Annotated in this window: 20 protein-coding genes; 8 read left to right on the forward strand and 12 right to left on the reverse strand. The window is 50.5% G+C overall.

Annotation, left to right across the window (positions count from 1 at the left end):
• Positions 1–49: 49 nt before the first annotated feature.
• Together JMW05_RS10050 and JMW05_RS10055 are read left to right on the forward strand one after the other, a co-directional pair.
• Complete coding sequence (locus tag JMW05_RS10050; protein ID WP_201505125.1) at positions 50–1,252, forward strand: DegT/DnrJ/EryC1/StrS family aminotransferase; 1,203 nt, start codon at positions 50–52, stop codon at positions 1,250–1,252.
• A gap of 87 nt (positions 1,253–1,339) precedes the next feature.
• Complete coding sequence (locus JMW05_RS10055) at positions 1,340–2,797, forward strand: capsule assembly Wzi family protein (protein ID WP_201505126.1); 1,458 nt, start codon at positions 1,340–1,342, stop codon at positions 2,795–2,797.
• 71 nt (positions 2,798–2,868) lie between these two features.
• Here the strand turns inward: JMW05_RS10055 and scpB are convergent, their stop codons facing one another.
• The 8 genes from scpB to mrdA form a co-directional block, all read right to left on the reverse strand.
• Positions 2,869–3,450 (reverse strand): SMC-Scp complex subunit ScpB, encoded by a 582-nt coding sequence (scpB, locus tag JMW05_RS10060; protein WP_201505127.1) that lies wholly within the window; start codon positions 3,448–3,450, stop codon positions 2,869–2,871.
• A 42-nt stretch (positions 3,451–3,492) separates the two neighbouring features.
• Positions 3,493–4,365 (reverse strand): segregation and condensation protein A, encoded by an 873-nt coding sequence (locus JMW05_RS10065; protein ID WP_201505128.1) that lies wholly within the window; start codon positions 4,363–4,365, stop codon positions 3,493–3,495.
• A 33-nt stretch (positions 4,366–4,398) separates the two neighbouring features.
• Complete coding sequence (locus JMW05_RS10070; RefSeq protein WP_201505129.1) at positions 4,399–5,451, reverse strand: tryptophan--tRNA ligase; 1,053 nt, start codon at positions 5,449–5,451, stop codon at positions 4,399–4,401.
• Between the two features lie 105 nt (positions 5,452–5,556).
• Positions 5,557–6,630: an LpxL/LpxP family acyltransferase gene (locus JMW05_RS10075; protein WP_201505130.1), complete on the reverse strand. Its 1,074-nt coding sequence runs from the start codon at positions 6,628–6,630 to the stop codon at positions 5,557–5,559.
• Between the two features lie 280 nt (positions 6,631–6,910).
• The gene (gene rpsI, locus JMW05_RS10080; RefSeq protein ID WP_201505131.1) at positions 6,911–7,297 is read right to left on the reverse strand and encodes a 30S ribosomal protein S9; all 387 of its coding nucleotides are present in this window, start codon (positions 7,295–7,297) and stop codon (positions 6,911–6,913) included.
• A gap of 10 nt (positions 7,298–7,307) precedes the next feature.
• Positions 7,308–7,736: a 50S ribosomal protein L13 gene (gene rplM, locus JMW05_RS10085; RefSeq protein WP_201505132.1), complete on the reverse strand. Its 429-nt coding sequence runs from the start codon at positions 7,734–7,736 to the stop codon at positions 7,308–7,310.
• 168 nt (positions 7,737–7,904) lie between these two features.
• The gene (gene rsmD / locus JMW05_RS10090; RefSeq protein ID WP_201505133.1) at positions 7,905–8,573 is read right to left on the reverse strand and encodes a 16S rRNA (guanine(966)-N(2))-methyltransferase RsmD; all 669 of its coding nucleotides are present in this window, start codon (positions 8,571–8,573) and stop codon (positions 7,905–7,907) included.
• A gap of 20 nt (positions 8,574–8,593) precedes the next feature.
• Complete coding sequence (mrdA, locus tag JMW05_RS10095) at positions 8,594–10,468, reverse strand: penicillin-binding protein 2 (RefSeq protein ID WP_201505134.1); 1,875 nt, start codon at positions 10,466–10,468, stop codon at positions 8,594–8,596.
• 352 nt (positions 10,469–10,820) lie between these two features.
• On the opposite strand from mrdA, the gene JMW05_RS10100 reads away from it, so the two are divergent.
• The 6 genes from JMW05_RS10100 to adk all read left to right on the forward strand — a co-directional run bounded on the left by JMW05_RS10100 (position 10,821) and on the right by adk (position 17,628).
• Positions 10,821–12,155: a hypothetical protein gene (locus JMW05_RS10100; protein ID WP_201505135.1), complete on the forward strand. Its 1,335-nt coding sequence runs from the start codon at positions 10,821–10,823 to the stop codon at positions 12,153–12,155.
• A 108-nt stretch (positions 12,156–12,263) separates the two neighbouring features.
• Positions 12,264–14,252, forward strand: coding sequence for a heme lyase CcmF/NrfE family subunit (locus JMW05_RS10105; RefSeq protein ID WP_201505136.1), 1,989 nt, complete (start codon positions 12,264–12,266; stop codon positions 14,250–14,252).
• Between the two features lie 83 nt (positions 14,253–14,335).
• Complete coding sequence (locus JMW05_RS10110; protein ID WP_227691505.1) at positions 14,336–14,914, forward strand: DsbE family thiol:disulfide interchange protein; 579 nt, start codon at positions 14,336–14,338, stop codon at positions 14,912–14,914.
• 35 nt (positions 14,915–14,949) lie between these two features.
• On the forward strand, positions 14,950–15,483 hold the full coding sequence (locus JMW05_RS10115; protein WP_406947476.1) for a cytochrome c-type biogenesis protein: 534 nt from the start codon (positions 14,950–14,952) through the stop codon (positions 15,481–15,483).
• Positions 15,480–16,760 carry a c-type cytochrome biogenesis protein CcmI gene (ccmI, locus tag JMW05_RS10120; protein ID WP_201505139.1) on the forward strand — a complete coding sequence of 427 codons (1,281 nt, stop codon included), beginning with the start codon at positions 15,480–15,482 and terminating at the stop codon, positions 16,758–16,760. The genes JMW05_RS10115 and ccmI overlap by 4 nt, the downstream gene beginning before the upstream one ends.
• Positions 16,761–16,971: 211 nt before the next feature.
• A complete protein-coding gene (gene adk, locus JMW05_RS10125; protein ID WP_201505619.1) occupies positions 16,972–17,628 on the forward strand; it encodes an adenylate kinase in 657 nt (218 codons plus the stop codon).
• A 311-nt stretch (positions 17,629–17,939) separates the two neighbouring features.
• On the opposite strand, the gene secB is transcribed toward adk, so the two are convergent.
• The 4 genes from secB to rsgA all read right to left on the reverse strand — a co-directional run bounded on the left by secB (position 17,940) and on the right by rsgA (position 20,778).
• Positions 17,940–18,386, reverse strand: a complete 447-nt coding sequence (secB, locus tag JMW05_RS10130) for a protein-export chaperone SecB (RefSeq protein ID WP_201505140.1) — start codon at positions 18,384–18,386, stop codon at positions 17,940–17,942.
• 129 nt (positions 18,387–18,515) lie between these two features.
• The gene (gene grxC, locus JMW05_RS10135; protein ID WP_201505141.1) at positions 18,516–18,779 is read right to left on the reverse strand and encodes a glutaredoxin 3; all 264 of its coding nucleotides are present in this window, start codon (positions 18,777–18,779) and stop codon (positions 18,516–18,518) included.
• 279 nt (positions 18,780–19,058) lie between these two features.
• On the reverse strand, positions 19,059–19,481 hold the full coding sequence (locus JMW05_RS10140) for a rhodanese-like domain-containing protein (RefSeq protein ID WP_201505621.1): 423 nt from the start codon (positions 19,479–19,481) through the stop codon (positions 19,059–19,061).
• Between the two features lie 193 nt (positions 19,482–19,674).
• Positions 19,675–20,778: a ribosome small subunit-dependent GTPase A gene (rsgA, locus tag JMW05_RS10145; protein WP_201505142.1), complete on the reverse strand. Its 1,104-nt coding sequence runs from the start codon at positions 20,776–20,778 to the stop codon at positions 19,675–19,677.
• Positions 20,779–20,852 lie beyond the last annotated feature (74 nt).

The raw sequence follows: 20,852 nt of genomic DNA on the forward strand, positions 1-20,852 counted from the left end.
TTAATATATTAACTTTACTATTTCTAACGTCTTATTTATCGAGGATATTATGCTAAATTCATTTTTTTCACCGTGGCCGAGCTTTACTCAAGAAGAGGCGGACAAGGTCAGTGCTGTTTTGTTGTCTAATAAAGTCAACTACTGGACAGGACAAGAAGGGCGCGAGTTTGAAAAAGAATTTGCAGCGTGGGCAGACAGCCAATACGCAGTAGCTGTTGCTAATGGCACCCTAGCACTGGATGTGGCATTAAAAGCGCTGGATATCGGTGCGGGTGATGAAGTGATTGTCACGCCGCGCACCTTTATTGCTAGTATCTCTTGTGTGGTCAATGCAGGTGCGACGCCTGTATTTGCAGATGTCGATGCCGAGACTGGCAACATCTCGCCTGAGACCATCAAAGCCGTATTGACCGATAAGACCAAAGCCGTCATTTGCGTGCATTTGGCTGGCTGGCCGTGCGACATGGATGGCATCATGGCATTGGCGGACGCGCATGACTTATACGTCATCGAAGATTGCGCGCAGGCACATGGCGCAACCTACAAAGGACGCAGTGTCGGCAGTATCGGTCACGTAGGCGCATGGAGCTTTTGCCAAGACAAAATCATGACCACAGGCGGTGAAGGCGGTATGGTTACCACCAATGATGAAAGCCTGTGGCGCAAAATGTGGGCGTATAAAGACCATGGCAAAAGCTACGCCGCTGTCTATGAAACCGAGCACCCACCTGGCTACCGCTGGCTGCATGAAAGCTTTGGTACCAACTGGCGTATGCCTGAGATGCAATCGGCAATCGGGCGTATTCAGTTGGCGCGAATGAGCGATTGGACACAAAAACGCACGCAAAACGCGCAGGCAATTTTGGATGCATGTACACGCTGGGCAGAAAAAGGTTATATGTCTGTACCCCGCCTAGAAGAGCGCGCCGACTTTACTGATGCCAAGCATGCTTACTATAAGCTTTATGTCTATGTAAAGCCTGAAAACCTACCCAAAGGCTGGACACGAGATGCTATTATTGCAGCCATTAATGAGCAAGGCGTGCCGTGTTTTTCAGGTTCGGCGTCGGAAGTGTATTTAGAAAAAGCCTTTGATGATACAGCGCTGCGTCCCAAAGAACGTCTGCCAGTTGCCAAGGCGCTTGGTGAGACGAGCCTCATGTTCTTAGTGCATCCGACATTGACAGAGGCAGAGATTAAAAAAACCGTAGAAGCCTTGGATACGGTTTTGACGCAAATTGAGCAAGCGTAACAAACAAAGCCCTCCTTATCGGTAGTGACCGATAAGGATATCCGCTATGATAGAAACACTTTTAGATACCTTAGTGAGTAACCCGTTATGAATACACAGCGCCGCTACAAACGTTTAAGCGTTCTTGTTGGGCTTGGCATGATGTCTCTGTATGCTTCAGCACAAAATCTGCACATGAATGACATGCAGCTCAAATCTCAGCTTGACTGGCTAAATTCGCAAGGGGTGATTCATATCAGTACCAGCACTTGGCCCTTAACCACCAACGAAATCAACCGCGCTTTAGCTTCGGCAACGACCGCGACCCCGCAGCAAGCGCAGATGCTGCAAAAGGTACAAAGCGTTTTAGCAAAAGAAAAAAACGGTTTGGTTAAAGCCAATGTGAATGCTTATATTCAAAGTGATCGTCAACAGCTTCCGCAAACCTTTGCTGATGATCATCTGGCAGGGCAGCAGCTGTCTGGCGGCGTGGGTATTAGCGAAGAAGACTGGGAATTTAACATTCAAGCCAATGTGAAAAATGATAACTTGGTCGATGATGACAGCGATGTCAGTTTGGAGGGTACCTATCTTGCTGGTAAGGCTGCCAACCAGTGGCTGATTGCGGGTAAGATTCCTGCATGGTGGGGACCTGGGCACGATGGCAGCTTGATTCGTGGCGATGCCAGTCTGCCTGTAGCAGGGCTGACCATGCAGCGCGATACGCAAGAAGCGCCAAAGTCGCCTTATCTGTCTTGGGTTGGTCCTTGGCAATATCAGCTGTTCGCAGGGCAGCTTGATGACTATGAGGCGGTGCCTGATGCCAAGCTGTTTGGTATGCGCTTAACGGCCAGTCCGCAGCCATGGCTAGAGCTTGGTGCTTCGCGTACCTTCATGTGGGGCGGTGACGGTCGTCCAGAGAGTGCAAGCTCTTTTTTTGATGCCTTAACGGGTCTGCGTGACAATGGCGATACAGGTAAAGAAGACCCTGCAAACCAGATTGGCGGCTTTGATGCGCGTGTCGACCTTGCGCCTTTGGTAAATGTGCCAGCGGGCGTTTACGGACAGTATGTGGGTGAGGATGAGGCAGGTGGCCTGCCTGCGAAGAACATGTATCTTGCAGGTGCAGATTATTCAGGTATGGCTTATGGTATGCCGTATCAAGTGTATGCAGAATATACCGATACACGCTCTAGTGGTGAGGCACGCGGCGTCTCTTACGACCACGCAACCTATGAAGACGGCTACTACCAGCAAGGCTATCCACTCGGTCATGCACTCGGTGGCGATGCCGAAAGCGTTGCCGTAGGTAGCAAGGTATGGCTCAATGAGGACAACTTCGTCCGCGCAAAATTGCAATACGCCAAGGTCAATCAGTCTCCTAGAGCGGACAAGGGTATTAATAACGTCTACCCAGAAGAAGATACCCTTAAAGTGATGGACGTCGAGTGGACGCATCAACTGCAACCCAAAACAAAACTGTCTACTCGCCTGTGGGCAGTCGACTCTGATATCCAGTCAACCGATATTGGTGCGGGTGTCGGTTTGGAATGGCAGAGCTATTAATTAACATAGCCAACAATAAAAAAGCGCTGACCAATAGGTTGGCGCTTTTTTTTATGGTGGTAGATATTTACTTACGTCAGCCCTACCATATCTGGCAGCGGCGGCAACTCATCCAAACTGCTGAGTCCAAACGCATCCAAAAATTGCGGCGTGGTGTGTAGTAGCGCTGGCTGCCCAAGAGTGTCTTTATAGCCGTCCTCTTTAATCCAGCCTTTATCAAACAGCTGACGCAAAATATTGCTCGATAGCGTAACCCCGCGCACTTGCTCAATATCGCTACGGGTTACGGGCTGCTTATAAGCAATGACGCTAATCGTTTCTAATAAGGCTTGGCTTAAGCGTTCTTGACGCTGTGGAAACACATGCTGAATCAATGGGCTGTAAGTGTCGCGAATCTGCAGACGATAGCCGCTGGCAGTGACTTTTAGCTCCAATACGCCCTCGCTCAGACGTGCCTGTAATAAGACCAAAGCAGCATTGAATTGTTTTTGTGAAATATTCAAGGCTTTTTTTAGGTTGGCGGCCGTAAGCGGCGCTTCGGTTGCGTGTAATAAGACCTCAATATAACGGCTTATGGTCAATAGCTGCGGCGCGTCATCGCTACTGATAGCAGATAAGGCATGGGTATCGTCATCGGGTAGGGTGGAGGGCATGAGAGAGTGACTCGTAACAAATGGGGTGAAAATAGCTAGAGATTACGCCAGCCAAGCCAGCGTTAAGGTTTGTGCGTCGAGCGTTGCGGTATCTGTAGATGCTGCAGCACTGTCTGCTGGCACGTTGGTGGGAACAATACCGACCAGCTGCCGCTTCATCAGCTCCAGCACCGCGACAAAGCTCACCACCACGCCCATCTTACCTTGCGACTTGTCCAGCAGCGTGTAAAAGCGCTGCGTGCCTTCGGTGCTCAGTTGGCGGCTGATACTGGCGATACGGTCGGCAAGCGGTACCGCATCTTTATTAATCGTATGCATATGGTGCTGCGGGTTCATTTGCATTTTAAACAGACTTTCTATCAATAGGTTGGGCGAATAGCTGGGCAGTTCTGCCGCCATGGCCTCGGCAGAGGGCATACTTACCCACGCCAAAAACACGTCACGTTCAAGGCGCAGCAAGTTGTCCAAGCGCGCGCTGGCTTCTTTGATTTGCGCGTAGGTTTCTAAACGCGCAATCAGCTCGGCTTTGGGGTCGCGCTCATCGTGCGGCGTTTCGGGCTTTGGCAGTAGCAGTTCGGTTTTGATAGCGATTAAGGTCGATGCCATCAACAGATAATCACCTGCCAATTCAAAATGCTCAGTATCGAGACCATTGATATAAGTCAGATACTGCTCAGTAATGGGCAGAATCGGCATCTGTGTCAAGTCGACATTGTTCTTTTTGACCAAATACAGCAAAAAATCCAAAGGTCCTGCAAACTGCTCAAGCCAAATCGCAAACGCCTGCGGTGGTACGTACAAATCATCGGGCAGCTGGGTGACAGGCGTTTGATAGATGTGCACAGGCAATGCCGCAGGAGCGTATGCGGCAGGTTGGTTGTCTGTAATAGCAGGCGACAAAACAGGCTGAGACATGGTATCGAGACGGTCGATGACTGATACGTCCGTTTACTTTAGCTTTGCCAGCGGACGGATACCAATCGCGCGGCGCGTTTTATCGAGCTGCTTGCGGCTGTGACGGCGTGCTTTATCCGCGCCCATTTGCAAAATTTCTTCCAGCTCTTTTGGGTTCGCCATCAGCTCTTGATAACGGGCGCGAAAAGGTGCGATTTCGTTATTGATTTGCTGGAACAGCTTTTCTTTAGCATCGCCCCAGCCAATACCTGCGGCAAACTGTGCGCGCAACTCGCTGATTTCTTCAGACGTGGCAAAGGCTTTATAAATCTCAAAAATCGCTGACGCGTCAGGGTCTTTTGGCTCTTCAGGCAGCTGCGAGTTGGTGACGATTTTCATGATGGCTTTGCGCATCATTTTTTCAGGGTCGGCTTGGCTATTAAACTCCCCAAAGAGTGGAATCACGTTGCTATAGCTTTTGCTCATCTTACGCCCATCAAGCCCTGTCAACAGTGGCGTATTGTCATCAACGACCGCTTCAGGCTCAGTAAATAGGGGCTTATAACGGTGGTTAAAGGTGCCCGCGATATCACGCGCCATCTCGATATGTTGAATTTGGTCACGACCAACAGGCACATGGGTGGCGTTAAACATCAAAATATCTGCCGCCATCAGTACAGGATAGCCAAACAGACCCATGTTGATGCCTTGATCAGCATCAACGTCTTGTTTTTCCATATTGGCATCGACCGCCGCTTTGTAGGCATGTGCGCGGTTCATCAAACCTTTGGCACAAGAAGAGCTTAAAATCCATGACAGCTCTGGAATCTCATGCACGTCTGACTGACGATAAAAGGTCACACGCTCAGGATCAAGACCACAAGCAATCCAAGTCGCGGCAATCGCCTTCGTTGAATTATGAATCATCTCAGGGTCATGGCAGCCAATGATGCTGTGATAATCGGCAAGAAAGAAAAAGGCATCGTCATCGCTGTTTTGAATCGACTGAATGGCAGGGCGAATCGCGCCCACATAGTTGCCAAGGTGAGGAATGCCCGTTGGTTTGATACCCGTAAGAATGCGTTTGGTCGTAGAGTTAGCGCTCATGAAAAGTCCGTCGTATTTTATTTTTAAGCAAAAAAAGTAAAGAAAAAATCGGCAGTGGGCAGTATAACAAATTTCCCATGCCGCTCATACGCTTTTGAAAAGCGCTTATTTATAGATGTTGCTGCGCCCTTCGGGGGTATTTTTATAGCGGCGATGAAACCACATCCACTGTGTGGGGTCGATACGAATCAGTGATTCGAGTATTTCATTAACGCGGGTGGCATCATGCACTTCGTCATTGCTTGGATAGTCGCACATCGCCTCGGTGATGGTGATGTGGTAATGCGGACGTTTGCCTTTAGGGATATTGTCTGGCGTCTGGCGGTAGGTGTGCAGCGCCATGACCGCAGGTGGATTGGCTTTACTACCCAGCTTTGCCAAACGGCGTGAAGCGGTGATGGTCGCCGCAGGCACACCAAAAAAGGGTGCCATAACCCCTTGTTTTAGCCCATAATCTTGATCAGGCGAGTACCAAATCACATGCCCTGCCTTAATCGCGCTCACCAACGTGCGCATATCACGGCTGGATATTTGCTGCCCAAACACGTTGGTGCGGCCGTTGTACACAAACCATTCAAGCAGAGGATTGTTTTGCGGGCGATACATACAGTCGGTGGGAAAGAACTGGGTACACAGACGCCCGCCCAAATCGAGCAGCGTATAATGCGCGCCCAATAAAATCACGGCGCGCCCTTCTTTTTGCGCAGTGACCAGATGCTGTAAGCCTGAGATAGAAAACGTGCGCTTAAACACATTGGGGCGAAACCACGCGCACAAGGTTTCAAACACGCCGATACCTTGATTGACAAAGACTTGCTTTGCCATCAGCTCACGCTCTGCTGCTGGCTTCTCTGGAAAGGCGAGTCCTAGGTTAATCAGCGTATCGCGGCGACGAGATTTTGCCACGCGATAAATCAATATGCCAAGTTTGCGACCCAGCCAAAACTGTATCCGCAGCGGCAAATACATCAGCGGCAAAATCAGCGCGAACGTGAGCCAAATGCCCCAATATTTGGGCAATAAAAACTGCCACTCAAACGGTTTTTTTTGCGCATTCGCCGTTTGCTTGTGCGTCTCGGTCAGAGACGGGCTATCACTGACAGGAATAGACGTGTTTGGGTTGCTCGATGTTTTGGCTGTGCTGTCACGTTTTGGGTCGAATTGTTCTGGCGCTGTCATAATAAAAGGCTGATTCACAAAATAAACTAAGATGATGGGGCAGTTTTACGCGCTTTGCAAGTCATGCGTAGCCGCTTATGTGACTGCTGCGCTTAAAGCGCAAAATCTGATAACACAATTTTTTTGAAAAATAAGTTATTTATAAAAACTTTTAATAAAAAACTGTTTATGACGGAACACAGGCGCATAAAAAAACCCCACACACTGCACGCAGTATATGGGGTTTTTGATGCTTGGCAATAAGGACTGATAAATAGCAGTCCATACTGCGTATAGCAAATTAACGCTTTGAGAATTGAGGACGTTTACGTGCTTTACGTAGACCCAATTTCTTACGTTCAACTTGACGAGAGTCACGAGTAACAAAGCCAGCTGCTTTTAGTGCAGGCTTTAGTGTTTCGTCAGACTCGATCAATGCGCGAGTGATACCGTGACGGATAGCGCCTGCTTGACCATTGATACCACCACCAGCAACGGTGATGTATAGGTCATAAGCGGTGGCTGAGTCTAGTAGCTCTAGTGGCTGACGAACAACCATGCGTGAAGTTTCACGGCTGAAGTATTCGTCTAGTGGCTTACCGTTTACGACGATGTTACCAGTACCTTTTGACAAAAAGACACGGGCAGTAGACGTCTTGCGGCGACCAGTTCCGTAATTGCGTTCCATAAGTGACTCCTTAGATGTCTAGTTCTTTAGGTTGCTGAGCGCTGTGTGGATGCTCTGTACCGGCATACAGCTTCAGCTTCTTAATCATCGCGTAGCCAAGAGGACCTTTTGGAAGCATACCCTTAACTGCTTTGTGTAGAACATCTTCAGGCTTATGTGCAATCAGCTTGGTGAAGTTGGTTTCTTTGATACCACCTGGGTAGCCGCTGTGACGATAGTATTTCTTGTCTTGCGCTTTTTTACCCGTTACTGCAATTTTGTCAGCGTTGATGACGACGATGAAGTCACCAGTGTCAACGTGCGGGGTAAAAGATGCCTTATGCTTACCGCGTAGGCGATGAGCGATTTGGCTCGCTAGGCGACCAAGGGTTTTGCCGTTAGCATCAACGACATACCAGTCATGGGTCACTTCAGCTGGTTTTGCACTAAGTGTTTTCATGATAAAACCTTAAATTAAAATTCGTTGAGAGTTTGGGAACGGGGCTCTCAAAAAACAGACTGCACATTATAAGCAGTAGTGTATACGGTTGCAAGCGGCATCGCGCTTTATTTTCGCCCGCTGGGTATAAATACTTGGATTTGGCAGTTTTGGCTGGGAAGTCTGCAATTATGACGAGCCAAGCTGATAAAGTCCAGCCATAACTTGACCGACTTTCGTCTGTTTTAGACAAATTGGCGTTTGCATCTGCTTTTTGCTCAAGATATCGGCGTTTTTGGCGCACCATTCATCCATAATCACATCAGTGTCACGGTCAGCCTCGACATACAATAAGGTATGCGCGGCAAGGCAATCTTGCGTAAGGAGCGCGTCTAATATCGGCTGCCATAGGTTCGCGGCATAGGGCGGGTCAAGAAAAATGACATCAAAGACCGCGTCACTGCCCGCAGGCGCATGACTGGTCAAATACTGCTCGGCAGGGGCGTGGGCAATCAGATAGCTGTGGCTGTCCAGACGCAGACTTTCTGCATTTTTTTGTAGCATGGCGTATTGTGCGGCATTGGCTTCAATAAAGGTGCAATGTATAGCGCCGCGGGACAGTGCTTCAAAGCCGAGCACGCCGCTGCCTGCGCAAGCGTCCAACACACGCGCTTCATACAAGTCGCCCATCAACCAGTTAAACAGCGTCTCGCGCAGGCGGTCAGGGGTAGGACGCAGACCGTCAGCAGCGATAAAGGAGACGTTACGCCGTTTGAGCTGTCCGCCGATGATACGCACTTCACTACAGGCGCTCGTTGAGGTCGATGATGGGCGGCGAGTTTTGGTAGATTTTTTCATAAGCGCTCGGCTATGTCGGGTTATTGAGTGTCTGAGGGTGCGTATTGCTGCGCTTTTGGCGGTGTTAACGGGGCTTGTGGTCGCTGCAGCAGCCAGTAATCAAATAAGACGCGGCCAATCGGTGCCGCCACACTGCTGCCGCCACCGCCATTTTCGACCAAGACAGCAAGGGCGATTTGCGGATTGTCCACAGGCGCAAAGCCATTAAACCACGCATGGTCCCAGTAGCGCTGGTCAATCGCGGATTTATCGTAGCGTGCGCCTTGAGCGATGGATTTTACCTGCGCGGTGCCCGTTTTGCCAGCAATACGGTACAAAGGCGTATAGATGCCTCGCGCGGTGCCGTTTTTGACGGTGTCTTCCATGGCATTTTGCATTTTTTGCCAGTCGTCGTTATCGCCCGCGTAATCAATGCGCAATGCTTTTTCTACCAACGTCTTTGCCGCAGCGTCGTCGACTTTAATAACGTGCGGGGGAATGCGTTTGCCGCTATTGGCAAGAATCGCGGTGGCATTGGCGATTTGTAACGGCGTTGCCAAAAAATACCCCTGTCCGATACTGACGGAGATGGTCTCGCCTGGCAGCCAGCGCTGATTATAAGTGTTTTGTTTCCATAATGGGCTTGGCATGATGCCTGCTTTTTCATTGGGCAAATCAATGCCTGTCTTGCTGCCAAAGCCAAAACGCACCATCCAATCGTGCAGGCGCTCAATACCCATCTCGTACGACAGCTTATAATAATAGGTGTCCACTGACATCATGATGGATTTTTTTAGATTGACTGTGCCATGCCCGCCGCGCTTCCAATCGCGAAAGCGGTGTGAGTCACCAGGCAAGCTAAAATAACCTGGGTCAAAGATGGTGGTGCGCCATGTGCGCAAGCCATAGTGCAGCCCGCCCAAACCTTCAAAAGGTTTGATGGTCGAGCCAGGCGGGTACATGCCTTGCAAAGCGCGGTTGTATAGCGGCTGGTCCTCGTCATCGCGCAGCGCGCCATAATCGGCAAAAGAGATGCCTGAGATAAAAGGGTTCGGGTCGTAGCTTGGGTTACTCACAAACGCCAGCACCCCGCCATCACGGGGGTCAATCGCCACAATCGCGCCGCGTCGTCCTGCCAACTGCTGGGCGGCGACTTTTTGTAGACCGTAATCGAGGCTCACGTGCAAGTCTTTGCCTGCGGTTGCAGGGATGGTTTCAAGCTCGCGCAAGATATCGCCATGCGCGTTGGTTTCGACCTTTTGATAGCCAGGCTGTCCAAGCAGCTGGTCTTCGTATTCACGCTCGATACCAATTTTGCCAATCAAATCGGTACCCGCGTAACGCGCCTTATCAATCTGCTGGCTGTCTTTATCATTAATACGCCCCACGTAGCCGAGCACATGCGCGAAGAGATCATCGTACGGATAGGTACGCACCAAGGTGCTTTGGATACGCACACCTGAAAAAAAAGGCTGGCGTTCACTAAAGCGCGCCATCTCGTCACTGCTGATATCCACTTTGATGGTAACGGGGTCTTTAGGATTGCGCTTTAGGCTGGCGCGTATGTCGGCAATGGCGTCAGCGGACAATGAAAAAATCGGTATCAGCTGCGTGAGCGTCTGCTCTGGGTTGTCCAAGGTCTTGGGGTACAAAACGGCGGTAAAGACAGGGTGGTTGCCTGCGATGATGATGCCATTGCGGTCATAAATGTCCCCGCGCGTCGGCGGTATCGCCAGCCGCTGCGTGCGGTTGTCATCGGCTTTTTGCGCGTATGTTTCATGCGCGTAGATTTGCAAATAGCCATAGCGCAGTAATAAACCGCCAAAGCCGAGCAAGATGAGTAGGGCAAATATCCCCAGACGGCGGACAAACTGCTGCTGGGTATGCTGCTTGGACGATGACGACAAAAAAGACATGATAAAACATAAACTCAATAAAAAATAAAGCGCGGACAAATCGGGCAGTGCTGCCAGCGATTCGCGCCGCTTGGGTCAGTATAACAAAAGATACCGCACTCGTTACCGATACGTATCTTCGTGTGTGTTGGGTGTGCTAATAAGGGGCAAGTATGTTAAAATCATGCGATTTTATTTGTTGCCGTTAACGGTATGCAAATGTTATCCATGCAGCGCAGCAGGCGTGCTTTGTCGTGAGCATAAGTGACAAAGAGCACAGATTTTAGTCACGGGACAGTCGCTGAAGTGATCGATACCGCCGCGATGGCAGGTCGCGTTCAGTGAAAATGGGTTCATAGGGGCACATACAGTCATGGTCATCTCATCTATATGGCAAACGCTCGTCGCACATCCTGAGTTTGTCGCCATGCTGACCATCCCGCCTGTGACGGCACTCGTCACGTGGGCGCATGTCTGGATGGCGCTAAAAATGCTGTTTTATCCCATCAAGTTTTGGGGCATACGCGTTGCACACTTTCCTTTTTTTGGTCTGCCAGGGATTGGCTGGCAAGGCATCGTACCGCGCAAGGCGGGTAAGATATCGGGCGTCATTGTTGATCAGACGCTCTCCAAGCTCGGCTCATTGGATGAGTTTTTTCAGGCGATGGAGCCTGAGCAAATGGCGGCATTCATCACCGATACGGTGGATGAAAATCTAGAATCGCTCATCGATGAGATTATGCTTGAGCGCTCAGAGTCCTTATGGCGCAACATTCCATTTGCGTTAAAACGACGTATTTATACCCAAGCGCATGAGGCGCTGCCCAATATTATGCAATCACTGGTCATGGACTTGACGCACAATGTCGAAGATTTGGTCGATATGCGTCAGATGATTGTGAATAAAATGGAGCGTGACCGCCGTTTGATGGTCAATATGTTTCTAAAAGTGGGACAAAAAGAGATTGATTTTATCTGGCACATCAGCGCGCTGATTGGCTTGATATTCGGCATCATTCAGATGTTTATTTTCTTGGTGGTGCCGCAGCACTGGACAGTGCCATTTTTTGCTGCTGTTTGGGGCTTGTTGACCAACTGGATTGCCATTTGGATGGTGTTCAATCCTGTCGAGCCGCGTTTTATTCCTTATATTAAGTGGTTTTCACTCACAAAGCGCGCGCCGTTTATTCGTCTGCATTTGCCGCACCTTGCCAAGTACCGCTGGCAAGGCGGCTTTATGAAGCGCCAAGAAGAGGTGTCGGAGGTGTTTGCCGACATCGTGGTGCGTGAGCTGGTGACGCTTGAGAACATCATGAATGAGATGATGTATGGCGAGCGCGCGGCGCAAACGCGTGAGCTAATGAAGTCGCACTTATATGAGGTGCTGGACACGCCTGTGGTGCGTACCACCTTGCGTGTGAGTCTCGGTCGCCGTGAGTTTGGGCATTTAAAGAACACCATTATTGACAAATCCATCACCGCGACGATGGTGCCCTTGCGCGACCCTGGGTTGAATGAGAGCCGCGCCAGTAAGATATTCGGTCTGTTTCGTGACCGTATCCGCGCACTGTCGCCCGATGAGTTTCAAAACCTATTGCGTCCTGCGTTTCGAGAAGATGAGCTGACGCTGATTGTGCTTGGTGGACTCACAGGATTTTTGGCAGGCTGGCTACACTTGGTGTTGGTCTTTTTCCCTGCCATGGGCTAGTACATACGCCGCTATTGACAATAAGGGCACGCTTAATACGGCATCAATAACACGTGTCATCACTGCTTTTTTGTGCTGATGGTCGTTAGGTAAATAAGGTTTGATTGTATGTTAATCACAGAACTGGGCTACTTTGCCTTACTGTCTGCTTTTGTATTGGCGATTTTGCAGGTGGTGTTGCCCACGGTTGGCGTGTGGCGTCAGCAGATAGCGTGGCAGCGCTTGGCACCGAGTCTGGCATGGGCGCAGCTGGCAGCGATGCTGGTGTCCTTTGCTTGCTTGATGGCAGGCTTTTATTACAATGATTTTAGCTTGGTGTATGTGGCGCAGCATTCCAACACCTTATTGCCATGGTATTACAAGCTGTCGGCGACATGGGGCGGGCACGAAGGCTCGCTGCTATTGTGGATGACGATTATGGCGATTTGGTGTGCGCTGGTGTCGTACTTTAGCCGTGGTCTGCCGCTCTCTATGCGGGCGCGGGTGCTGGTGATATTGGCAGGCGTGCAGATGATGATGCTGGCGATGCTGATTTTTACCTCATCACCGTTTGACCGCACCTTGCCCAATCTGCCTGTCGATGGCGCGGACCTAAACCCTGTACTCCAAGACCCTGGTTTGATTATTCACCCACCGATGCTGTATATGGGCTATGTGGGTATGGTCGTGCCGTTCGCGTTTTGTATGGCGGCGCTGTGGGCAGGGCGTTTGGACGCGGTATGGACACGCTGGTCACGTCCGTGGACACAGGCGGCGTGGGGCTTTTTGACTCTAGGTATCGCGCTTGGGTCATGGTGGGCGTATTACGAGCTTGGCTGGGGCGGCTGGTGGTTCTGGGACCCTGTCGAAAACGCTTCACTATTGCCATGGCTGGCAGGTACAGCGCTACTACACTCGTTAGCGGTGACCGAAAAGCGCGGGGTGTTTAAGGCATGGACGATTATGCTCGCGATTTTTGCCTTTGCTTTGAGCTTGCTGGGTACTTTCTTGGTGCGCTCAGGGGTGATTACCTCGGTGCATTCGTTCGCTGCTGACCCCACACGCGGGATGGTGATTTTGGCGATTTTGGGCGTGGTTGTCGGTGGCGGCTTATTGATGTTCGCCATTCGTGGCTGGCGCTTGACGGTTGAGAGTCATTACAAGCTCATCTCACGCGAGTCATTTTTGGTGGTCAACAATGTGGTGATTTTGATTGCCACCTTGGTGGTGCTGCTCGGCACATTGTATCCGATTATCGCTGATGCCTTTAATCTTGGTCAGGTGTCTGTTGGCCCGCCGTACTTTAATGCGCTGTTTGTACCCTTAACGTGGCTGCTTCTCTTGGCGATGGGTATGGGCGCGAACATCCGCTGGAAAAAAGACAATCGACCACTGCTTGGTGTGGCGATGACCATTGCGGTCAGTGCTGTGGTACTGGGCGCGGTGATTGCTTACTTTACCCATCCCTCTGCCATGCTAAACATCGCTGTGACCGTCGCGCTTAGCGTCTGGGTACTGCTGTGGATGTGTGTCGATATCAAAGACAAGAGCAAAAATGCCAGCGGTTTGTGGGCAGGTATTCGTCAGCTGCGCCAAAGCTATTGGGGCATGCAGGTGGCACATGTAGGCATATTGGTCGCGGCATTGGGCGTGGCGGTCACCACCAGTCTTAGCATTGAGCGCGATGTGGCGCTGGGCATTGGTGACAGCATCCAAGTGCAGGGCTATGACTTTGACATCAAAGATTTTCATGAGGTTAAAGGCAGCAACTTTGACGGTATTCAATCCGAAGTCTTGGTCAGTAAAGACGGGCGCGAGGTGACCACCTTGTATCCAGAAAAACGCACCTACGTGGTCAGCATGATGCCGATGAATGAGGCGGCGATTGATGCAAGCCTACTGCGGGATGTGTACGTGGCGCTCGGCGAGCCGATTGCTGAGGGCAGCAATCAATGGGCGGTGCGTATCTACGTTAAGCCTTTGGTACGCTGGATTTGGCTCGGTGCGATTATCATGGCATTGGGTGGTGCGCTCAGTATGTTTGATAAGCGCTATCGTCTAAAAAAGGTAGCGCCCGCAGAGCGTACAGTGTCGCTTGCAGCGATGCAGGACAAGTAATATGAACTCGAGTAGCCAAGCAGTACAAGCAAAGCTATCCAAGCGTTTTGTCATAAGGTAGGCAGATAATGCGTAAAAAGCAGATGAAAATATGGTTTTTGATACCACTGGTGGTGTTTTTTGGGCTGTGCGTCATGCTCTATATGCGCCTAGGTAAACCAACAGAGATTGTCACCAATACTGCGCTCGAGCGCCCTGTACCTACCTTTGAGCTGCCGCTATTGTCTGACACCTCGCGCATGGTGACCAATGAGACCTTGCCCAAACAGCCTTTTTTGATGAACATTTGGGGCTCATGGTGTCCGACGTGTGTGGTTGAGCATCCGTTTTTGATGACCTTGGAGGAGCGCGGGGTCAATATTGTCGGCGTCAATTATAAAGACGAGATTGGTAATGCGCTCAGTTATCTTAATGAGCGCGGCGACCCGTTCTCAATGTCGATTCAAGACAAGGCAGGACAGTTTGCCCTTGATTTAGGCTTGACGGGTGCGCCTGAAACCTTTGTCGTTGATGCCCAAGGGGTGATTCGCCAGCACATTATTGGCGAGATTAATGAACAAAATTGGCAAGAGCGGGTTGCGCCTTGTTTGATGGTATTAAGCAGTGCCAGCAAAAGCGGCAACACACCTGTGGCAAGCGAGATTGCGGAGGTGTGCAAATGATAACGTGGTCTTCACTACGTGCGCTCATCGTCCGTTTGCGTCTATTGGGTGCAAGTCTTCTGGCAGCGATGGTGCTTAGCGTTGCCGCCCATGCCGCGATTGACGTGTATGAGTTTGACTCCCCGCAGCAAGAAGCCCAGTACCGTGGTCTTATCGAAGAGCTGCGCTGCCCAAAATGCCAAAACCAAAACTTGGCAGGCTCCGATGCACCGATTGCGCAGGATTTGAAACAAAAAACCTATGATTTGATTAAAGAGGGTCGCAGTGACGCGGAGATACGCAGCTATATGCAAGACCGTTATGGCGACTTTATCAGCTACCGTCCGCCCGTGCGTCCTTCCACGTGGATTTTATGGTTTTTTCCGCCACTTTTATTGGTACTGCTGTTAATCGGCTGGTGGTGGCGTACCAAGCGTCAGCAGCGTGAGGCGAGTGGTGCAGTGAGCATCACACCCGATGAGGATGCGCCAAAGCCGCTGAGCGCCAGTGAACGCGCAGAGCTGGACAAGCTCTTAGCACGCAGCAGCGCACCTTCTACAGATACGCCGAGCAAAGAGGACAAGCAATGATGATATTTCCGACCGCTGGCTTATTTATTTCGCTGAGTCTATTGATTGCGCTGCTGTTGGCAGTGATTGTACTCGTGCCATGGCTGCGCGCCTCACGTACCAATGGTATTGCCGAGGACAATCAGCTTTTGGACTTAAACGTCGCGGTATTTCGCGAGCGCTTAGCAGAGCTTGCCGCAGACAAAGACAATGGCACACTGGATGAAGCGCACTACGAAAGCCAAAAGCTGGAGCTTGAGCGTCAGCTGCTCGATGTGCAACGACAAACGGCACCGATGATACCACCGAGTATCAAAAGCCGCCTGATAGTCATGGTGTGGGTACCCGTACTCGCCTTTATGGCATACTTGCTGGTAAGCGACCGCACGCCTGTCTTTGAGCTGTGGAAAGCAGAAGACAAAGTCGGGCAAGTGGCTGATGACTTATTAACAGGCAAAATCGACCAGCCGCCTGCATGGGCGATTGAAGATGGGCAACAGCTCATCAGCGCCATGCAAACCAATGTCTATCGGCATGCAGATGACCCAAACCGCTGGATGCGTCTGTCCGAGCTGTTTTTATCGCTTGAAGCGACCGATTCTGCCATTGAGTCTTTGGCACGCGCTTACCGCTTGTCGCCAGACAATGAAGAGATTGCCACCACTTATGCGCAAGTCAGCTTTTTTGCCAACAGTGGGCAGCTCGATGCCAATAGTCGCCGCGTACTAGAAGGCGTACTCGCGACCAATCCGCAGCACGAAGGCGCGCAGATGATTATGGCCATGGGTGAAGCACGCGCGAACAACTTTGCCCAAGCGCGCGGCTGGGTTGCCCGTTTGCGTGAGAGCATCGCAGCCAAACCAGGCGACCACAGCCAAGCGCTAACCAGTCTTGATGAGCTAAAAGCCAATATCAACAGCCAAGAGCAGCAGGCATCACAAGGTATCGATGTCAGCATCACGGTCAACAGCAGCCTCTTACCGCTCGTCAAAGCGGACGACGTGCTGTTCGTCGCCATTCGTGATGTCGCAGGTGGTCCACCATATGCCGCCAAGCGCTTACCGATCAGCAGCATCAAACAAGGCAAGGCAGAAGTACGCCTAAGTGACCTTGACGCCATGATGCCAGGGCGCACCATCCATAGCGCCCGTGCGGACAAAGTACAGCTCGCCGTCGTTGCCCGTATCAGCCATAGTGGCAATGCGGTGGCTGAATCTGGCGACTTGTCAGGCAACCCTGTGGTTATCGGTGCTGATGTGAATGCAGTCAATGTTGAGATTAATCAGCAAGTCCCTTAAACCTAAAGCGCGCTTATCGTCATTTTGCGCCAATAATCGGCTACCAATACCGACAAATCACCGATAAGCGGTGATTTGTCTTTTATTTTTTAAAAGCCACCTGCAATGAGCATGAAAAAAACTTGAGCTTTATATCTGCACAAGGTAAGGTAGCCAAGACAACTCAAAAACAACCCCAACCCTGCCTAAATTATAGGAGACACGTATCATGATGCGTATTATTTTGCTTGGACCACCAGGCGCTGGCAAAGGCACACAAGCACAGTTCATCTCTCAAGAATTTGATATCCCGCAAATCTCAACAGGCGACATGCTACGCGCGGCAATCAAAGAGGGCAGCGAGCTGGGTCGCCAAGCTGAAAGCATCATGAATGCAGGTGGATTGGTTTCTGATGACTTGATCATCAACTTGGTCAAAGAGCGTATCGCTAAGCCTGATTGCGCCAATGGCTGCATCTTTGACGGCTTCCCACGCACCATCCCACAAGCGCAAGCGCTGGCAGATGCGGACGTTGCCATCAATCACGTGGTCGAAATCAGCGTGCCTGATGACGAAATCGTCAACCGCCTGTCAGGTCGCCGTCAGCACCCAGGCTCAGGTCGTGTGTACCACATCGCGCACAACCCACCAAAGGTTGAGGGTATCGATGACGTGACTGGCGAGCCACTGATTCAGCGTGACGATGACAAAGAAGACACTATCCGCGAACGTCTGTCTACGTACCATCAGCAAACCGCTGCTTTGGTTGGTTTTTATCAAGAAAAAGCGCAAGAAGGTGCAGACGCGCCAGCATACACCAAGTTCGACGGCACGCAAGGCATCGATGAGGTAAAAGCGCAAGTATTGAGCACGCTGAAAGGCGAGTAATCGCTTATGATGGGTCAATGGCTAAACTATTGACCGATTAAAATAAAACCCCAATGCCGTTTATGGTTTTGGGGTTTTTTAAACCGTCTTTTAAAATAGCCTAAGCAAATTTTAACACTGAACGATATCAAATTTTTCAAATTTACGAGACTGTCTTGTCCCTGACTCAAGCACTAAGATGAACGCCCTAATAGCTAAAATAGAAACGAATCACCATAAAAAAACCGCCTGCAAAAACAGACGGCTTTTTATTGACGCTGTATCACCCAGTCCTAGCCTCTAGCTGCACTGAATGATGGCGTGCAGTCACATTACGCATTACCTTGGGCAGCGGTTTGCTGCTGGCTTTGCGCGTAGGCTTGGTCAAAGTTGACGGGTGCAAGCAATAGCTGCGGGAAGCTGCCACGGGTCACGATATCGCTGATGACTTCGCGCGCGTATGGGAACAAGACGTTCGGGCAATACGCACCTAGAATCTGACCGATTTGCTCTTCTGGGATGCTTTTTAGCAAAAAGATGCCCGCTTGATGTACTTCTGCGATAAAGGCAGGCGCATCCGCGTTTTTAGCATTGACCGTCACGGTCAGAACCACTTGATAATGGTCGTCGTCGAGCTTTTCAGCGTTGCTTGACAGATTGATGTCCAGCTCAGGGTTCCACTCTTTGGTGAATACTTCTGCGCCTGGGACTTCTAGTGACATGTCTTTAACGTAAATGCGCTCTAGTGCCAATTGTGGTTGTGCTTGTTCTTCAGCCATGACAGCTCCTCAAATCATAAAAATGGTGTGTTATCGTTATATGAAAGTGCGCCCTTACAATGATGACAAACCACTGTTATAGACAGTTTTTTATCATTAAGGACGCTGCAAACTTACGGCTGCGGTGTCTTAACCAGCGAGCAGCTCGTCAAGCTTACCTTGTTGGTTCATTTGATTCAACTCATCAAAGCCACCAACAAAAGTATCGCCGACAAAAATCTGCGGTACGGTACGGTAATTATTGGTTTTTTTCATCAGTTCCATACGGTCTTCGCGGCTCATGTCGTGCATGCCCACTTCTTCATAATCCACGCCTTTAGACTTTAGCAGTTGCTTGGCGTTGGTGCAGTATGGGCAAATTGGGGTGGTATAAACGGTTACAGGGACGCTCATGGTCATTCCTTATTATGTATCAAAAATAGTCAATGTGCGGAAACAACAGCGGTATTGCCGTTGATGTTTATACCAATTTGGGGACGGTGATGATGAATTCAAGCAAGCAAATTTGCAAGTTTTGTAATTTAAAGCAATCCAGACCTGATGACAGATAAAGGGACAATGGATAAACGCGTGCAGCGTAAAGGGCGGGTGCGTAAGAATGGTTTTAAAAATGACAGGCAATAAAAAACACCGCCAAGAGGCAGTGCTTTTATGATGCTGGGTAATGAGCAGTTATTTGCTCATTTTAGGCTTGCCTTTGGCTTGGTCTTTATTTAGGCCAACGAGTGGCATGCCGCTGGATTTCCAGCCATTGACGCCGCCATCGAGACGATAGACATTGTCTTTACCAATCATCTGTACCGCTGCGCCTGCTTGCACGCCCATATCACAAATAATGATAACAGGCTGCTCAATGGCGCGAATCTCTGGCAAGCGGTCTTTTAGCTCAGTGAAAGGGATGTTACGGCTACCTTGGATATAGCCTGTGGTGAATTTTTTATTCGGGCGGATATCAATCAGCTGGGCATTTTGCGAGTTGACCATCATGCCGAGCGTGTTGGCTGAGATTTTCTTACCGCTGCGTTTATTCTCAATGGCAAAAAACAGCACCATCAAAACGACCAAAATACCGAATAAAAATGGGTGGTTACCCATAAACTCAAGCGCACGATCAAAGTTCAAACCAAACCTCCGAAAAATAAGCGTTCTATCACGCTTATAGGTAGCGCAATACCGATGAACAAGGCGACATTATACCGATAAGGGCATCTATAGTAAACGCATGATGCCGCCCATATGCCCAAAGGCACGTAGGGCGGATAGGTCTGCTAAAACAAAGGGGGTATTATCAATACGGTTTGGTGTCCGCTTCTTCTTGCAACGTCACCAAGTTTTCAACGCGGCGCTGTAATACTTGTCCATCCGCAACCGCTTGCCAAAGCGCGCAGCCTTTGCTGTTGTGCGTGTGTTTGCAATCACGAAAGCGGCAATCGCCAGATAATGGCGCAAGCTCGATAAAGCCTGAGATAACATCGTCGGGGGTCAAATGCCAGATGCCATACTCACGGATGCCTGGGGTGTCGACGATACCGCCTTCGGTCAGATTATGATGGTCAAAGGGCAGCAGGCGGCTGGTGGTGGTGGTGTGCTGACCAAGCTGCGAGTTTTCGGAGATGACGTTGACGCTTTGCGCAGAGTCGGGCAGCAGTGCGTTAATCAGGCTGCTTTTGCCGACGCCCGATTGTCCGGCAAAGATGACCAGCTTGTCATCAATCGCTGCCTTTAAATCGCCCAAGCCTTGTTGCTCTTGGCTGGCGGCGATGTTTTCAGGACAGTCCACTGAGGTCAATACCGTCTCGTAACCCAAGGCGCGGTAGTCATCGAGTAGGGTTTGCGTTGCGGCGTATTGGCTTTGGCTCAGCAAGTCGGCTTTGTTTAATACCAAGAGCGGCGTGACGCCCGCATGATGACAAACCACCAAATAGCGGTCAATAAGCGTCGGCGCAGCAGCAGGCAGGGGCGCAAACACAATCGCCAAAATATCCACGTTTGCCGCTACAGGCTTTAGCTTATGATAGCGGTCGGGGCGCGAGACTAGGGAGGTGCGCGGCTGCACCGACTCAATACGTCCAAGCCCTGTATTGGGGTCGGCAGTCCAGCGCACATAGTCGCCTGTCGCGAGCATCGGCAGGTTGGTGCGCGCATGGCAGCGCCAAATGTCGTCCATCTCAATCGCTTGCCAGAACGGTTCAGGGTCATCAGGGGCGACTTCGGGCTGGATGGGCAACACCGCAGGCAGGCTGGTCACTTGCACCTCGAGCTGCTTGCCATAATGTGCCATGACCACGCCATCCATCAAGCTGTCATCGAGACTGTCTTGATTGGATTTTTGCTGTTGATTGATGCGACGAATCTGCTGTTTGCTCAGTTTGCGTTGCCGAATAAGTGCCATAAGTGCCGACCTGTCAAAAAAATATCTCTAAGTGTAGCGTGAAAATTTGCTAACATACAGCCTAAAGCGTGGGC

It is taken from the genome of Psychrobacter aestuarii (genome assembly GCF_904846035.1).
Taxonomy (GTDB): domain Bacteria; phylum Pseudomonadota; class Gammaproteobacteria; order Pseudomonadales; family Moraxellaceae; genus Psychrobacter; species Psychrobacter aestuarii.

What these genes read in the sequence shown, in the direction of transcription:
- grxC (WP_201505141.1), bottom strand. Translation starts at nt 18,779, where the DNA reads ATGAGCGTCCCTGTAACCGTTTATACCACCCCAATTTGCCCATACTGC.
- mrdA (WP_201505134.1), bottom strand. Translation starts at nt 10,468, where the DNA reads ATGTCTTTTTTGTCGTCATCGTCCAAGCAGCATACCCAGCAGCAGTTT.
- adk (WP_201505619.1), top strand. Translation starts at nt 16,972, where the DNA reads ATGCGTATTATTTTGCTTGGACCACCAGGCGCTGGCAAAGGCACACAA.
- JMW05_RS10070 (WP_201505129.1), bottom strand. Translation starts at nt 5,451, where the DNA reads ATGAGCGCTAACTCTACGACCAAACGCATTCTTACGGGTATCAAACCA.
- scpB (WP_201505127.1), bottom strand. Translation starts at nt 3,450, where the DNA reads ATGCCCTCCACCCTACCCGATGACGATACCCATGCCTTATCTGCTATC.
- JMW05_RS10075 (WP_201505130.1), bottom strand. Translation starts at nt 6,630, where the DNA reads ATGACAGCGCCAGAACAATTCGACCCAAAACGTGACAGCACAGCCAAA.
- JMW05_RS10110 (WP_227691505.1), top strand. Translation starts at nt 14,336, where the DNA reads ATGAAAATATGGTTTTTGATACCACTGGTGGTGTTTTTTGGGCTGTGC.
- ccmI (WP_201505139.1), top strand. Translation starts at nt 15,480, where the DNA reads ATGATGATATTTCCGACCGCTGGCTTATTTATTTCGCTGAGTCTATTG.
- JMW05_RS10100 (WP_201505135.1), top strand. Translation starts at nt 10,821, where the DNA reads ATGGTCATCTCATCTATATGGCAAACGCTCGTCGCACATCCTGAGTTT.
- JMW05_RS10140 (WP_201505621.1), bottom strand. Translation starts at nt 19,481, where the DNA reads ATGGGTAACCACCCATTTTTATTCGGTATTTTGGTCGTTTTGATGGTG.
- rsgA (WP_201505142.1), bottom strand. Translation starts at nt 20,778, where the DNA reads ATGGCACTTATTCGGCAACGCAAACTGAGCAAACAGCAGATTCGTCGC.
- JMW05_RS10105 (WP_201505136.1), top strand. Translation starts at nt 12,264, where the DNA reads ATGTTAATCACAGAACTGGGCTACTTTGCCTTACTGTCTGCTTTTGTA.
- JMW05_RS10055 (WP_201505126.1), top strand. Translation starts at nt 1,340, where the DNA reads ATGAATACACAGCGCCGCTACAAACGTTTAAGCGTTCTTGTTGGGCTT.
- JMW05_RS10065 (WP_201505128.1), bottom strand. Translation starts at nt 4,365, where the DNA reads ATGTCTCAGCCTGTTTTGTCGCCTGCTATTACAGACAACCAACCTGCC.
- rpsI (WP_201505131.1), bottom strand. Translation starts at nt 7,297, where the DNA reads ATGGAACGCAATTACGGAACTGGTCGCCGCAAGACGTCTACTGCCCGT.
- rsmD (WP_201505133.1), bottom strand. Translation starts at nt 8,573, where the DNA reads ATGAAAAAATCTACCAAAACTCGCCGCCCATCATCGACCTCAACGAGC.
- rplM (WP_201505132.1), bottom strand. Translation starts at nt 7,736, where the DNA reads ATGAAAACACTTAGTGCAAAACCAGCTGAAGTGACCCATGACTGGTAT.
- secB (WP_201505140.1), bottom strand. Translation starts at nt 18,386, where the DNA reads ATGGCTGAAGAACAAGCACAACCACAATTGGCACTAGAGCGCATTTAC.
- JMW05_RS10050 (WP_201505125.1), top strand. Translation starts at nt 50, where the DNA reads ATGCTAAATTCATTTTTTTCACCGTGGCCGAGCTTTACTCAAGAAGAG.